The sequence below is a fragment of the Pseudomonas sp. 37 R 15 genome (genome assembly GCF_900004865.1).
GTDB classification, from domain to species: domain Bacteria; phylum Pseudomonadota; class Gammaproteobacteria; order Pseudomonadales; family Pseudomonadaceae; genus Aquipseudomonas; species Aquipseudomonas fluorescens_AM.
Genome location: NZ_CVTV01000060.1, coordinates 105,064 through 119,156, shown reverse-complemented (window position 1 = coordinate 119,156; position 14,093 = coordinate 105,064). Strand labels below are relative to the sequence as shown.

The window sequence follows — 14,093 nt, the reverse complement described above, 5'->3', positions numbered from 1 at the left end:
ATTTTCCACGGCAATAAACAGTTTGTAGTAATCCATAAAACGACATAAATACGATACGTACTATCATCGATATAAGGTTTTCGACACCCACCCAGAGTACCGCCCCTCATGACGACGAGCCCGTATCACCTGCCTGAACTACCTGAAAACACTGAGCTGCACGACATGCACTGCAGCGGCGCCGCACAGCGCGCGCTGGACTATTACTTGAAAGAAGATATGTCTGCGCCAGCCTCGGGCACAGCCTTTTTCACCATCAATTCAAGCATCAGCCAGGAGGAAGCGCTGGTGCACGCCTCCGACCTGCTGCGCAGTGCGGCGGCAACCGCCTACGAGTCGGCGAGCAGCCATCAGGGCAATCAGCGTGACCTGGCATTTTCGGTGGTGTACTTGATCGATATGGCGAAGGCGATGGTGGAGCGGTCGTTGCGAGCGCAGGACGCTCAGGCAAGCGGATGACGGGCACACGGGAAAAATATTTCTATCGGACGGATAAAAACATTTGACTTGCAAATGATAATGATTATTATTGGACCTAGCTGATCGCGAGATCAGTCGATAGACCAAGAGACCTTAGGTCGGACTCTTGGAATATCTCCTCATCAGGCTAATCACGGTTTTTGACCCGGCTCTTTGGCCGGGTCTTTTTTTTGCCAGTTTTTCTGGCATGGCTTCAGGCTAATGAAGACTGTGTGTTGCTTGATGGCGCGGATGGTAGCAAAAGACCATTGCGAAAAGAAAGGCGCAGCAAGGCCCCAGTCCAAATCTTCCCGATTTAGCGCTTGAGAATCAATCTCATAGACCCTAAGCTGGCGCAGCGTCACGGATGATGCCCCCCTCCCCCCGTGCAACAATTTTGCTTCCAGACATTGCCTGCTGCCTGTGTAAGATAGCCGCCACATCCTCATATTCAGGCAACCAGACTATGACCGTGGCCTTGACGTCCATCAAAATCAGCACCGACTTCGACAGCGGCAATATCCAGGTCCTGGATGCCAGCGATGCCTACCAATTGTTGCTGGCAATCAAACCCGACACCCGCAGCCAGCATTATCAGTGGTTTCACTTCAAGGCCGAAGGCATGCATGTGGGTCACACCCATACTTTTCGCCTGAGCAACGCGGGCGGTTCGTCCTACAAGCACGCCTGGACCGGCTATAACGCCGTGGCATCCTACGACCACGTCAATTGGTTCCGCGTGCCGTCACGCTTTGATGGCGAAATCCTGCATATCAGCCTCCAGACCCGGGAAAAACACGCGTGGTTCGCCTACTTCGAACCCTATAGCCGTGAACGCCACGACTGGTTGATCGAGCAGGCGCTGAAGTACGCCGGCGTCAAGCTGCTGGCCACCGGCAAAAGTGTCGAGGGCCGCGATATCCAACTGCTGCGCCGTGGCAAAGGGGGCGAAGGCCGCCGCAAGGTCTGGATCATCGCCCAGCAGCATCCCGGTGAACACATGGCCGAATGGTTTATGGAGGGCGTGATAGAACGCTTGCAACAGAGCGGTGGCAGCGAGTTGAAAAAGCTCCTGGCCATCGCCGACCTGTACCTGGTGCCGAACATGAACCCCGACGGCGCATTTCATGGCCACCTGCGTACCAATGCCATGGGCCAGGACCTCAACCGCGCCTGGCAGAGCGCCAGCCAGGAACTCAGCCCGGAAGTCCTGTTCGTGCAACAGCAGATGGAAAAATATGGCGTCGACCTGTTCCTCGATATCCATGGCGACGAAGAAATCCCCTACGTGTTCACCGCAGGCTGCGAAGGCAACCCCGGCTACAGCCCGCGTATCGAAGCCCTGGAAAAACACTTCCGCAGCCACCTGAGCCAATTGACTCGTGACTTTCAGACCACCTACGGCTACACCCGCGATCTGCCGGGCGAAGCCAATATGACCCTGGCTTGCAATGCGGTCGGTGAGAAGTACGACTGCCTGTCACTGACCCTGGAGATGCCCTTCAAGGACAACGACGATGCGCCCAACGCGAAAACCGGCTGGTCCGGCGATCGCTCCCGGCAGTTGGGCAAGGATGTCCTGAGCAGCGTGGCCGATATCATCGGCCACCTGCGTTGACGATCAGTCAAAGACTGATCAGTGGCGGGTGCCGGTCATACTTTGCAGTACGCCGTCGCGGCGGATCAACCCGTGGAACAGTGCGGCCGCCAGATGCACCAGCACCGTCAGAAACAGCAGGTAGGCGAGATAACCGTGGGCCTTGCGCAACAGCGCAAACAACGGCGCATTCGCCGAGACCAATGCCGGCAGTTGCACGGAGCTGCTGAGCATCACCGGGTCACCGGCGGCCGAAATCATTGCCCAGCCCAACAACGGCAACACCAGCATCAACCCATACAGCACCGCGTGTGAGGCCTTGGCCGCGAGCACTTGCCACAGCGGCAAGTCAGCCGGCAGCGGCGGTTGGCGCGTGGAAAAACGCACCACCAGGCGCACGATGACCAGCGCCAGAATGGCGATCCCCAATGGCTTGTGCAGGTGAATCAGCCACTCGTGGCGCTCAGACACTGACGCCGCCAGGCCCGCGCCGATAAACAGCATGGCGATGATCATCAACGCCATCACCCAGTGCAGCAAACGCGCCAGCGGGGCAAAAAATCGTGGTTCAACCTTCATGGCTTCGACTCCTGGGGGACACTGTGCAACGGGCTGACTTCACCGGCACGGCGCAGGTATGAACTGGCATAGGCCGCCGAGCGAGCCGCCAGCAGCGGGTCATTGGACGCCTCGATACCACTGGGCAGAATCAGCGGGTCGAAGTTGATATCGCGGCAATCGCCATCGGCTTGTGGCTGGCTGCTCTGCAACACCAGGGTGCCGGCGTTGAGCACCTTGTGCTCACCGGTCCAGGTCTTGCTGGCGTCATCGAGCGGGTCGCCGGGGTTGGCCAGCGTCATGTTCAACTGCCAATGCAGCGGCCCCGCAGCCAGGCGCTGCACCAGGTCTTTTTCCAGGAAGTCGCCGCCTTCAGGCGCGGTATCGCCCGCTGCGTCGCGGCTCTGCGGCACCACGGTCCAGCGCACAGCCTGGCGTTTGCCGTCGGCATTCACCAGGTAAAACGTGTTGATGCCGTTATAGGTTTCGGTCGCGTAACTGGCCGATGGTCTGGCGGTTTTGACCCAGGCCAGAAACGGCGCGGTCTCCGGGTGTGCGGCAAAAAACGCCGGCATGCTCGCCGGGTTCGGCTTGCCGGTGGCCGGGTCCGGCGCGCCGGCCTTGAGCAACTGGTAGAACGCCTCGGGCGTGCCCACCGGGAACACCGGCATGCTGTTCATCCCGGTGCGCCACTGCTGGCCGTTGGCCTGGCTCAACTGCACGGCAAAACTGCGGATCGGCACACTGCTGTCCGGCGCATAAGGGTTGCCGCTGGGCAAGGCGAACCGCCCGATCACTGGGGTTTTCGCTTCGTTGAACAACTGGGCGCTGGAGTAGGTGCGTACCTGGGGATTGCTCTCGAAGTACCCGGCCACGCACACACCCTTGGCATGGTTACGCCGAAACCCCGGGTGCACACCGTTATTGGTTTCCAGGGCATTGACCAGGGTTTTTGGACGCAGGCGCTGTGGGTCGAGGGTGCCGTTGACGTAGGCGAATGCCCCGGCAACAACGGCAACCACGGCACCGATACCGGCGAGTCGCGCGATCAGGCTCGCAGTGCTCAACGGAGGACGAGGCGGTGATGAGTGATCTACCATGTATGAACTCCAGGGCCAGAGGCCTTAGGGGGTGAAACATAAGGTCGGAGCATTGAGACGCACGCCGATAAACTCTATTCCCTGGCTGCGTTTTATTTTCCAGCCCATGGAATAACCTTCAGCACAGGACGTCTCCCTAGTCCCAGCAGCGTAGTAAACAGCCAGACACCCATGCATGAACTCGACGAACAGTTACGTGAACTCATCCCCAGGCTGCGGCGCTTTGCCGTGTCCCTGACCCGTAACGCCAGCAGCGCCGACGACCTGGTGCAGTCAACCCTGGAACGGGCGATCATCGCCTGGGCCGACAAGCGCATCGAAGGCGACCTGCGTGCGTGGCTGTTTTCGATCCTGTACCGACAATTCCTCGATGCCCATCGGCGCAACCGGCGCTACGCGCGCATGCTCGAATTCTTCACCGGCCGCGACGATGCTCAGCCCTCGGTGGAGCGTACGGTAATGGCCCAATCCACCCTGCAAGCCTTCGACCAACTCACTGCCGAGCAGCGCGCCCTGCTGCTGTGGGTGTCGGTCGAAGGCTTGAGCTACAAGGAAGTCGCCGAAATACTCGACGTGCCCATCGGTACGGTGATGTCGCGTCTCTCACGCGCCCGCCAGGCCTTGCGTCAACTCAGCGATGGCGAAATTGCCAGCCCTTCCCTGCGGATACTCAAATGATCAGCCTGCCTCCCAGTGAACGTGACTTACACGCCTACGTCGATCACCAGTTGCCGGACAGTGATCGCCGTGTCCTTGAAACCTGGCTGGCGAGCCACCCCGACGTGGCCGCCCAGGTGCATGCCTGGCAACAGGATGCCCAGTTGCTGCGCGCGTCTTTGAGCGGTGCCCTGCAGCAACCGGGTAACCCGGCATTGGACCCGGCGCTGATTCGCCAGCGCGTCAAGCATCGGTCCCGCCGCCATCTCGCCACCGCCGCGCTGCTGCTGATCGCTGTCAGCCTCGGCGGACTGGGCGGCTGGCACGCCCGCGAGGCCACCCAGCCTGCGCTGTTGCCGATGGCCGATGCGATGCAGGCATACCGTTTGTTTGCCCAGGACGGCATCATGCCCGCCGACTACAACGCTCAGGACCGCAACACGATGCAGGCCTGGCTCGATCGCTACTTCAACCAGGCCCATCGCTTGCCCGACTTGAGCCAGGCGGGGTTCAAGCCGGTCAGCGGGCGCCTGCTCACCACCGAACAAGGCGCAGCGGCCATGGTGCTGTACGAAGATGCGCGGGGTCGGCGCATCAGTTTCTATATCCGCCCACCGGGTCCGAACAACGGCTTCCTGCCGCGCGGCAGTCGCAGCGCCGACGGATTGCAGGCCGACTATTGGTCGGGCGGCGGGTACAACTACGCGATGGTCAGTCCAGTGGATCAGGCCAGCGCCGGGCAAATGAAGTTCTAGAAGCCCACGTCCAGCACCACGTTGTCCAGATAGGTACCGGCCGGTGGCGTGGGCTGGTCGGGGTAGATCCTGGCGTTATAGTTGTAGACCTGGCTGCCCGTGCCCAAGCCATTGCCGGGGTTGACCTCGGCCGTGGAACTGGCGCGCCGCGCCGCGCCAACGCTGCCCCAACGCGTGGTGCCGGCACTCTTGAAGATATCGTAGGCCAAGTAGTTGCCGCCGGAAATCATGCGCCGCCGGCCACCGACGCTGACCGCGTTCTGGCCGTCGCTCAAGCCCACGGTGTAGGCACTGCCCTTGGTACAGGCAATGCTGATGGTCTGCCCGGTCACGGCAGTGAATCCGCTGACCACCGGCGCGCTGCCGAAGCTGATAGTGGGGGCGCTAATCTGGCAGTCATTGGTCACGTTCATGCTCACGGTCAGTGATGCCGTGCCGCTGCCAATGTCACGCCCCAGGCAGATGCCGCCAAGACCGATCCCCGAGCAGTAGTTCCAGTTCCAGGCGATGTTCAACGTCTCGGTATACAAGCCGGCGGCGACATTGCTGCCGGTGATGCTGCCCAGGTACAGCGGCACGGTTTTCGCACCCGGCCCCGCGATCAGGCCGATGATCTGGGCGATACCGCCGGCGCCGCCAAAATCGAACTGCGCCCCACGGGTGATCGGATAACTGGTGCTGTTATTGCCATAAATCGTGTAGCCGATCACATCCCCGGTCGGCCCGCGCATGCCGCCCTGAGTCGACGTAATCGTGGCGTAGAAATGGTCGGTCGACGCCAGCAGCGACACCAGGGCCGAGGTGCAGCTCAAGCCGGCGTTGGTGGTAGAGCTGGTTTGCGCAGCGGTACGCACGGTCATCGAACTGATCGAGCCGAAACTGGCCGGGACCGTGGACACCACCGAGCACACGGCCAACGCCTTGCCCGAACACAACAGCCCTACCCCAAACAGCCATCCCTTGCCCCTCACCCGAACACTCCCTGTTGAATCCTTCATTGGCAGACCAACGGACCGATCAACGGCACGTCCTGTTGGTGCGCATCGATATCGAATCTCGCCTGGCAGGTGCGACCTTCTCCGAGCGTGACCTGCAGCGTGTTGTGGGCGCTGAGGTTTTCCAGATAGACCAGGCCGTCCCAGCCCACCACCGCCTGGGTGTTGCTCTGTTCATGCACCACCAGGCTGCCCAGCGGCAACTCCTGGTGCTGGCTGTCGACCAGCGTGATGCTCGCGGCGAGCACCCGGCGCAACGGAAACTCCAACAGGTAGCCGCTGCCACGGCGCACCGACACGCGCTGTTCCACATTCGGGCTCTGCACATTCGGTGGCAGGTTCAGCGGGTCGATTTCATATTTGGCGCGGTAATACGCACTGCTCCAGGGCACCAGTAAGTGGCCCTTGTTGTCGGTCTCGCCGACCAACTGGTTTTCATAGCGCACCGGAATGCCGGCGAACCCTTGGGTGCTCACCACCACAAAGGCATCGTTGATCCGGTTGGCGGCGAAGGTGTTACCGCCCATCCACACCAGCGAGCCGCTGGCATCCGCCCAGCGTGTCTGGGCATCGCTGCTGCCGTACACACCGGCCTGCAACTGCACCGACTGCAGGCGCCAGGTCAGGTCGGCCTGGCGATAAGTGGGGGTATCGCCCTGGGCGTAGCCGAGGTTATAGCCCACCCCGCCTTCGCTGGGCACCGCGCGGCTGTAGTTGATGCGTTGGCGGCTGGCACCGTCCTTGCCGCGCTCGGTGCTCAAGGACAGGCTGGCGTTGAGGTCGAACGGAATCACCAGTTGCGCCTGCATCGCCCAGTTGCGGTCGCCGATTTCGCGGTTGGCCGACAGGTACACGCTGGAGTTGCGCCACAGCGGTTTGCTCCAGCTCAGGTTGAGCAGGCGCGTGCGCGAATCGTCCGCCGCCTGCACGTCGAAATAACCCAGGCCGAGGCTGCCGAACCGCTCGAGGTTGAGGCTCAGGGTGATTTGCTCGCTACGCTTGCTGAGGCGGGCGTAGGGCGTGTCGACCAGGGTCAGGTCGGCATACCCGTCGCGCCGTTCGACACGTTGGTACATCAGGCTGTAGCGCGTGCCGTTGTACTGATAGCCGAGGCTCAATTGCCGACCGCTGTGGCTGTCGAACCGGCTCTGGCTGACGGCCGTATTGAGCACGCCGACATTGCCCAGGCGCAGGTTGCCGCCGAGCCCGCCGAGGGTCAGGTCGCTGGACGCCTCGGCGTGGCTTTCCAGGGTCAGGTTGTCGGAATAGCCGTAGCGGAACGTGCCGCTGGCCACGCCCGGTCCGTAGCCAAAGTCGCGCAAGGTGTAGTTACGGCGCAAGGTCCCTGCGGCCACGGAAAAATCCGTCAGGCCGTGTTGCAGCAAGGTGCTGGTGACATAAAAGGGTACGGTGGTCGACACCTGACGACCGAGGGCGTCGGTGGTGACGACCACAGCCTCGCCGGCGCCATTGATGAACGGAATGTTGGTCAGCGTATAAGGCCCGGGTTGCAACTGCGCGCTGTCGGTCTTGTAGCCATTGATGAACAGGTCGACCGACGAGGGCACCGCCGCCTCACCGGCAAATTGCGGCAAGGGGTACGTCACCAGGTCCGGACGCACGGCAAAATCGCGCGACAGTTGTACCCCGCCCAGACGCACCGAGCTGCTCCAGGGCAACGCAGCGCTGATCACGTCGCCGGCCTCGTAAGTGAGCAGGCGCTCATCATCGGAAAAGCGCCAGGTGGTGTCGTAGCGGCGGTAACCGTTGTTGAGCGTGCTGTTGCCGATGCCGTTGGACAGGGTCTGGCGCAGCTGCCCGGTGTTGGACAAGGTGCCCCAGTTATCGAACAGACGCACCTCGTTCCAGGCCGCAAGGTAGCTGCCGCCTTCGTCGGTGTCGTTGAAATACACGTCATAGTTGAGCAAGGCGCCGAAGCTGCTCATGGCTTGGGTGCGCGGGTAGGTGTTGCGGTTGCCGATGAACTGCTCCTGCAACCAGGACGGTGGTACATCCAGCAGCAGGCGCTGGCCATTGCTGTCGTAATCGCTGTGCAGGCCAGGCACCGTGTCCAGGGCCACGCTCCCGTCGGGGTCACCCGGCAGCTTCATGCCCACGTCCTGCAAGGCGCTGGCCGGCACGAACAGCCGCCCGGCGCGTTGGTCGACCGCGATGACGCGGCCGGTGTCCATCTGGTTGACCACCAATTGCAGAAACAGCTGTGCGTCGGCGACCGCCTCCATGCTGCTCGGCGGCGGCGGCAGATCGCCCGCTACCGCAGCGCCCCACAGCCCGCTTACCACTGCCACCGACGGCCATATACCACGAGCCCAACCACGACTCACTGTGGCACCGCGTCCTTCCATGGACATCTCCATCCTGTTGAAACCCGGGCGTGCACCCGTCCCGCGACACACTGTTTACCGTGTCGGCGCAAGGCTCTCCACTTGCGTCGCGCCGTTGATCCTGACCTGCAACGGCTGGTCGCCCGGCACATCGCCCGGCATCGGCCAGCGCATGGTCGCCCCCGGCAATACGTAGCCGAGCAGCCCTTCCACCAGCGGCCGGGTCTGGCCGCCCTGTTTGAACGAGGCATCGGTCAACCGCGCATGCACGGCGCCCTGGTTACGCACCTCGATATAGCTGCGCCCGGCCACGTTGACCTTCTTCCAGCTCAATTGCGGCTGGCCGGCGCCCTTGGGGTCGCGCTGGCGGGTGGCGTCGTCCTTGCTCCACAGGCCGGCGCCGTAGGCAAACAACGGCACCGAATAGCGCATCTGGAAACGAATCGCCGCCGCCGTATTCTTGCCCTCCGGTGGCGCGGGCACCTGCAGCGCCGAGGGTATTTCATCGATGATGATGCGATAGGCCAACTCCCGGCCTGGCGGTACTTCACGAGTGCGGGTCAGGCGCACCAGTTGTTTCTGACCGGGTTCGATCCTGGCCACCGGCGGGCTGCCGATCACGTCGCGCTGGTTCTGGTACTGCTCGTCGAAGCCGTTCTGGCTCCAGGCAAACACGCGCACCTGCAGGTTGGCGGCCTCGCTGCCACGGTTCTCCAGCCACAGCGCACTGGCCTGTTGGTCGGCCTCCAGCACCGGGTCGATGGGCCAGATCAACACCGAGCTGGCCGCCTGCACAAGCCCGCTCGTGCACAGGGCACTCAAGACAACACCCGCGGCGCACAACCGCCGGGAAGCTAAACGCATAAAACCACTCCTTATTCCCATAGTCCTACCACGACAGTTGCACCTGCAACGTGTCGCTGTACGTCCCCCCCGGCTGATTGCCCGGCAGTACCACCCGCCCGTAGATCGGCAGGCGGATGGTGTTGGCATCGCTGTAACTCACGCTGACGCTCTGGCTGATCCCCAGGCTCTGGCTGAACGCCGCATCGCGAAACAATTGATAAGGCACCCGCGCGCTGCCGCTGTTGAGCTGCAAATTGCGCCCACTGCCGCTGTGCAACCCGCCGTCGACGCTCATGCTCAGCGCTACCCCCGGCGTACATTGCAGGGTCACGCCGCCTGTCAGGGCCGCCGTCACCGTGCTGGTGGCCAGGGCCGAATAGCTGCCATAGGTCAGCGCGCCGTAGTTGCTGCCACCGCCCACGATCAGGCACCCCGGCGTGACGGTTGCGCTGACCTGGAAGCTCTGGCTGGTCACCGCCGACAACGGCAGTGGCAACGCCAACCCACAGGCCAACCACACTCTGAGCCACATCGTCAGAACGTCAACTCCACGGCCACTGTGTCGGTGTAGACGCCCGCCGGCAGGCCCGGCTTGCCCACCGCGCGTCCATACAGGCCTACGGTTTGCGCCACACCGGTACTGGCGGCGAGGGTAATCACGCCATCGATCGCCAGCAGCGAGGAGAAACCGCTGTCGGTGTAGAAGTCATAGGGCACGAAATTGCCCGCGCCATCGGCCAATGCGCGAGTGCCGCCCGGCGAGGCACCGTCATGGGCACCGGCGCGCACTTTGACAGCGGGCGTAGTGCCGGCCGAGCACACGATCGACAACGCACCACCGGTGCCGGTGCCCCCCAGCAATTGGGCGTCAGCGTTGGTAAACAAGCTATTGGTGGTACCGAAGTTGAGGCTACCGAAGTTCAACCCGGTCGCCGCACCGGAGCCGTTGACCTGGCAACTTGCAATCAAGGTCAGGCTGGAGCTGATCTGCCCGGTCACGGTGGTCGCCGCGTTGAGGCTGGAAGCCATCGTCAGGCCCAGGGCACAGGCGCCTAATCGAGATACGAGTACATGCATGATCGTCATCCTCATGGTTTACCAATCCAGAGTCACCGTCAGGGTGTCTGTGTAAATGCCGGCCGGTAAGGCCCTGGTATTCGCCACCACGGAGCCGAATACCGGGATCGGTACCTGGGTGTCGTGGGTCATGGCGAAGTTTCGTTGCTCGCCGATGCTGTAGGCGCTGCGACCCAGAGGGTCTGCCCACAGCTGATAGGGAATGGACTGGCGACCATTGCTCAGGCGCCGCGTGATGCCGTCGCCATTGGTGCCACCGTCGATGGTCACCGTGAAGCTGCTGGCCACAGACGGGCTGCAGGACACCGATAGCGGAGTTTTGTCGCCGGCGGAAACGGCCGCGCCCAGGGTGTCGTTCCAGGTCGGTCCCTGGCTGCCGAAATCCAGCATCGCGGTACCGCCCTCGGGCGTCACGGGCGCCGTTTCGACGCTCTTGTTGACCTCGCAGCTGGCGGTGATCACCAGCCGCGCCTGAATCTGCCCGCTGGCGGCGGCCGCCTGCGCGTCTTCGGCCAGCAACAGCAGGCTGCCCAGCGCGATCACGGCCAGAAAGCGACTTACCATGTCACCGTAACCTTGAGCAGGTCGGAATAACGGCCGACGGCGGGAATGTCTTTGAGCGGCTCGATACGGCCGAACAGCGGCAGGTCGACGGAGCCGCTGTCCGGCACGCGACCGCTGACCGGCACATCCACCGGCAACGGGATCAACCGCGCGGCGTCGGCATAGATGCGATAGGGGATGGGTTTGCTCGCCGACGCGCCATTGGCCAGATAGCGCACTTCACCGACGCCGCCATGCAGGCCACCGTCGACGCGCACTTGATAGGGTGTATCGGGATTGCATTCCAGGCGTGGCTGGCGCTGGCTGATCAGCGCGGCACTCAACGGCCCGGCCGGGTCATCCAGACGCGGTCCGCTGCCAAAATCCAACACGCCAAGCTGTTCGATGCCCGCAGTGCGCGTGGTACCCACCAACTGGCAACCGCGCTGCACATCGATGCGCACCACCACTTGCAGCTGCGCCGCGAACACCGTGTTGCAGAGCATCGTGCCCATGACTGCCAGTACTGTTCGTTCCTTCACTGCCCCAAAATCCTTATACAGGGGTGGCTCCTGCGTATAAGGGTAGCCACTTGGCGCAAATCTGCCAGTCTGGTCAGGAATACCCCGCGTCTGCCTGTTCCGGGGGGGCTGGCTGCCGCCTGGGTGTTGGTCAAATCGTGGCGAGCGTCCTAAAGTGAGCGACCACCGAAACAAGAGTGACGCGCCTTGACCGTGCTTTCCCTGATCCGCCGCCTGCTGGGCACTCCCCCCCAACAGGCGGGCGCATCGCCCATCACTGCATTTTTCCGGCACAAGGCTGAGCAGCAGGGCTATACCCTCAGCGCCGGACAGACCCGCGCCATTGCCGCGCTGGCCCGCGAAACCGAACACCTGCTCGGCGGCCGGCCCGCCCGCAGCCTGTACCTGCACGGCCCGGTCGGACGCGGCAAGAGCTGGCTGCTCGATGGTTTTTTCCAGGCGCTGCCGATTACCCAGAAACAGCGCGTGCACTTTCACGACTTTTTCGCCGACCTGCACCGGGGCATGTTCGAACATCGCGCGCAGGACGACGCGTTGGCCGTCGCCCTGGACGAACGGCTGGCGGGCTGCCGCGTACTGTGTTTCGACGAATTCCACGTGCACGATATCGGCGATGCGATGCTCATCAGCCGTCTGTTCAAGGCCTTGTTCCAACGCGGTGTGCTGGTGCTGGTGACGTCCAACTATGCGCCCGAGGGCCTGCTGCCCAACCCGTTGTATCACCAGCGCTTCAAGCCGGTGATCGACCTGATCGCGGCGCGCATGGACGTGCTGGAAGTCAGTGCCCCCGAGGACTTTCGCCGCCTGCCCCAGGCCCATGCCGAGCAGCGCTTCAGCACCGGCAGGTACATCTGGCCAGGCAGCGTGGCGCAACGTGAGGCGCTCGGGCTGCCGGCTGCGGATTGCCCGGCGCTGCCCTTGACCGTGGGCAACCGGCCGTTGCAGTGCCGCCGCCGTGAAGCGCGCAGCATCGCCTTTACGTTCAACGATCTGTGCGAACAGCTCACCGCCGTGATGGATTATCTGCTGCTGTGCCAGGACTTCGACCACTGGATCATCGACGGCCTGCCTCACCTCGCCGACTGCCCGATTGCCGTGCAACAACGTTTTATCAACCTGGTGGACGTGCTTTACGACCGCGACAAACAGCTGATCCTGATCGGCGCGCAGCCACTGGAGCACGCCTTGGGCGGCAAGGCCATCGACCTTGCGCGTACCGCCAGCCGTCTGGGGCAATTACACCAGTGCGGCACGCAAGTTGCGCGCGACCCGGTATCATGAGCGCCTTTTCACGCCCCCTTGCCGAGTGACCGCGCCGTTGATCAATACCCTCGCCCAACTCAAGGCCGGCCAATTGGCCGGCGCCACCCGCCTGGACCTGGCCTGCGGGCTAACCGAATTCCCCCGGGAAATCTTCGAACTGGCCGACTCGCTGGAAATCCTCAACCTCACGGGCAACGCCTTGAGCAGCCTGCCGGACGACCTGCACCGCCTGCGGCACCTGCGCGTGCTGTTCTGCTCGGACAATGCCTTCACCGAACTGCCCGAATGCCTGGGCCGCTGCGCCCAGCTGAGCATGATCGGCTTCAAGGCCAACCGCATCGACACTGTGCCGGCGGCCGCTCTGCCGCCCCAGTTGCGCTGGCTGATCCTCACCGACAACTGCATCAGCCGGTTGCCCGACGAACTCGGCCAGCGCCCGCTGCTGCAAAAGCTGATGCTGGCCGGCAACCAACTGACGCAGCTGCCGCCCAGCCTGGCCCAGTGCGAAAACCTTGAATTGATCCGCATCGCTTCCAACCGCCTGACCCACCTGCCGCAGTGGCTGCTGAGCATGCCCAGCCTGACGTGGCTGGCGTATGCCGGCAATCCGGTGGAAATGGCCGTGACGGTGACTGCTGATACCACGCCGGACATTCCCTGGACCGACCTGCAACTGGGCGAGGTGCTGGGCGAAGGCGCTTCGGGGATCATTCGCAAGGCGCTATGGAAACCTCGGGCGTTGCCGGTCGCGGTCAAGCTGTACAAAGGAACCATCACCAGCGACGGTTCACCGCTGCATGAAATGCAGGCCTGCATCGCCGCCGGGCTGCATCCCAACCTGATCAAGGTCCAAGGCCGCGTCAGCGGTCACCCCGATCACCAGGCTGCATTGGTGATGGACCTGATCGACCCGAGTTATCGCAACCTCGCGGCGCTGCCGAGCCTGGCGTCGTGCACGCGGGATGTCTACGCACCCGGCACCCGTTTCAGCCTGGACGTGGCACTGCGCATGGCGCGCGGTATCGCCTCGGTCGCCGCGCACCTGCACCGGCACGGCATTACCCACGGCGACCTGTATGGCCACAATATTTTGTGGAATGCGGCGGGTGATTGTTTGCTGGGGGATTTTGGCGCGGCGTCATTCCATGCCACGGCGGACACCTTGGAAACCAAGGCGCTGCAGCGCATTGAAGTGCGCGCGTTCGGCGTGCTGCTGGGGGAGTTGCTGGCGCGGGTCGAGGGGGCAGTGGCAGACGAGCTGGTTGAACTGCAACTCAGTTGCTGTCAGCCACAGGTGCTGGCGCGACCAAGTTTCGACGAGATCGAAGTCGTGCTGAGCGCGCTCTGACACCACTG

16 protein-coding genes are annotated in these 14,093 nt (G+C 63.0%); 6 read left to right on the top strand and 10 right to left on the bottom strand.

Going from position 1 to position 14,093, the window contains the following annotated elements:
• The first annotated feature begins 108 nt into the window (after window positions 1-108).
• The gene (locus BFQ04_RS24910) at window positions 109-459 is read left to right on the top strand and encodes a DUF6124 family protein (RefSeq protein ID WP_083218067.1); all 351 of its coding nucleotides are present in this window, start codon (window positions 109-111) and stop codon (window positions 457-459) included.
• A gap of 152 nt (window positions 460-611) precedes the next feature.
• On the opposite strand, the gene BFQ04_RS24905 is transcribed toward BFQ04_RS24910, so the two are convergent.
• Window positions 612-824, bottom strand: coding sequence for a hypothetical protein (locus tag BFQ04_RS24905; protein ID WP_139111970.1), 213 nt, complete (start codon window positions 822-824; stop codon window positions 612-614).
• Between the two features lie 101 nt (window positions 825-925).
• On the opposite strand from BFQ04_RS24905, the gene BFQ04_RS24900 reads away from it, so the two are divergent.
• On the top strand, window positions 926-2,077 hold the full coding sequence (locus BFQ04_RS24900) for a M14 family metallopeptidase (RefSeq protein ID WP_065953076.1): 1,152 nt from the start codon (window positions 926-928) through the stop codon (window positions 2,075-2,077).
• A gap of 18 nt (window positions 2,078-2,095) precedes the next feature.
• Here the strand turns inward: BFQ04_RS24900 and BFQ04_RS24895 are convergent, their stop codons facing one another.
• Both BFQ04_RS24895 and BFQ04_RS24890 read right to left on the bottom strand, forming a co-directional pair.
• Window positions 2,096-2,635: a cytochrome b gene (locus BFQ04_RS24895; RefSeq protein ID WP_065953075.1), complete on the bottom strand. Its 540-nt coding sequence runs from the start codon at window positions 2,633-2,635 to the stop codon at window positions 2,096-2,098.
• Window positions 2,632-3,714 carry a catalase family peroxidase gene (locus BFQ04_RS24890; protein WP_065953074.1) on the bottom strand — a complete coding sequence of 361 codons (1,083 nt, stop codon included), beginning with the start codon at window positions 3,712-3,714 and terminating at the stop codon, window positions 2,632-2,634. Before BFQ04_RS24890 ends, BFQ04_RS24895 begins: the two co-directional genes overlap by 4 nt.
• A 171-nt stretch (window positions 3,715-3,885) precedes the next feature.
• On the opposite strand from BFQ04_RS24890, the gene BFQ04_RS24885 reads away from it, so the two are divergent.
• Both BFQ04_RS24885 and BFQ04_RS24880 read left to right on the top strand, forming a co-directional pair.
• On the top strand, window positions 3,886-4,392 hold the full coding sequence (locus BFQ04_RS24885) for an RNA polymerase sigma factor (RefSeq protein WP_065953073.1): 507 nt from the start codon (window positions 3,886-3,888) through the stop codon (window positions 4,390-4,392).
• Entirely contained in the window at window positions 4,389-5,126 is a 738-nt protein-coding gene (locus tag BFQ04_RS24880; RefSeq protein ID WP_065953072.1) for an anti-sigma factor family protein, read from the top strand. The genes BFQ04_RS24885 and BFQ04_RS24880 overlap by 4 nt, the downstream gene beginning before the upstream one ends.
• Here the strand turns inward: BFQ04_RS24880 and BFQ04_RS24875 are convergent.
• From BFQ04_RS24875 to BFQ04_RS24845, 7 genes are read right to left on the bottom strand one after another with little or no spacing between them, the layout of a single operon-like run.
• Window positions 5,123-6,124 carry a Csu type fimbrial protein gene (locus BFQ04_RS24875; protein ID WP_065953071.1) on the bottom strand — a complete coding sequence of 334 codons (1,002 nt, stop codon included), beginning with the start codon at window positions 6,122-6,124 and terminating at the stop codon, window positions 5,123-5,125. The two genes, BFQ04_RS24880 and BFQ04_RS24875, sit on opposite strands and share 4 nt — an antisense overlap.
• Window positions 6,121-8,499, bottom strand: a complete 2,379-nt coding sequence (locus tag BFQ04_RS24870; protein ID WP_065953070.1) for a fimbria/pilus outer membrane usher protein — start codon at window positions 8,497-8,499, stop codon at window positions 6,121-6,123. Before BFQ04_RS24870 ends, BFQ04_RS24875 begins: the two co-directional genes overlap by 4 nt.
• 42 nt (window positions 8,500-8,541) lie before the next feature.
• On the bottom strand, window positions 8,542-9,330 hold the full coding sequence (locus BFQ04_RS24865; protein WP_065953069.1) for a fimbrial biogenesis chaperone: 789 nt from the start codon (window positions 9,328-9,330) through the stop codon (window positions 8,542-8,544).
• Window positions 9,331-9,355: 25 nt separating this feature from the next.
• On the bottom strand, window positions 9,356-9,844 hold the full coding sequence (locus tag BFQ04_RS24860) for a Csu type fimbrial protein (protein WP_065953068.1): 489 nt from the start codon (window positions 9,842-9,844) through the stop codon (window positions 9,356-9,358).
• A 2-nt stretch (window positions 9,845-9,846) separates the two neighbouring features.
• Entirely contained in the window at window positions 9,847-10,389 is a 543-nt protein-coding gene (locus BFQ04_RS24855; protein ID WP_065953067.1) for a Csu type fimbrial protein, read from the bottom strand.
• An 18-nt stretch (window positions 10,390-10,407) separates the two neighbouring features.
• Window positions 10,408-10,953 carry a Csu type fimbrial protein gene (locus BFQ04_RS24850; RefSeq protein ID WP_065953066.1) on the bottom strand — a complete coding sequence of 182 codons (546 nt, stop codon included), beginning with the start codon at window positions 10,951-10,953 and terminating at the stop codon, window positions 10,408-10,410.
• Window positions 10,947-11,438, bottom strand: a complete 492-nt coding sequence (locus BFQ04_RS24845; protein ID WP_083218073.1) for a Csu type fimbrial protein — start codon at window positions 11,436-11,438, stop codon at window positions 10,947-10,949. The genes BFQ04_RS24850 and BFQ04_RS24845 overlap by 7 nt, the downstream gene beginning before the upstream one ends.
• A 222-nt stretch (window positions 11,439-11,660) precedes the next feature.
• Here BFQ04_RS24845 and zapE point away from each other — a divergent pair, with 222 nt between their 5' ends.
• Window positions 11,661-12,755, top strand: coding sequence for a cell division protein ZapE (zapE, locus tag BFQ04_RS24840; protein WP_065953064.1), 1,095 nt, complete (start codon window positions 11,661-11,663; stop codon window positions 12,753-12,755).
• Between the two features lie 40 nt (window positions 12,756-12,795).
• Window positions 12,796-14,085 carry a protein kinase gene (locus tag BFQ04_RS24835; RefSeq protein ID WP_065953210.1) on the top strand — a complete coding sequence of 430 codons (1,290 nt, stop codon included), beginning with the start codon at window positions 12,796-12,798 and terminating at the stop codon, window positions 14,083-14,085.
• The last annotated feature ends 8 nt before the right edge of the window (window positions 14,086-14,093 follow it).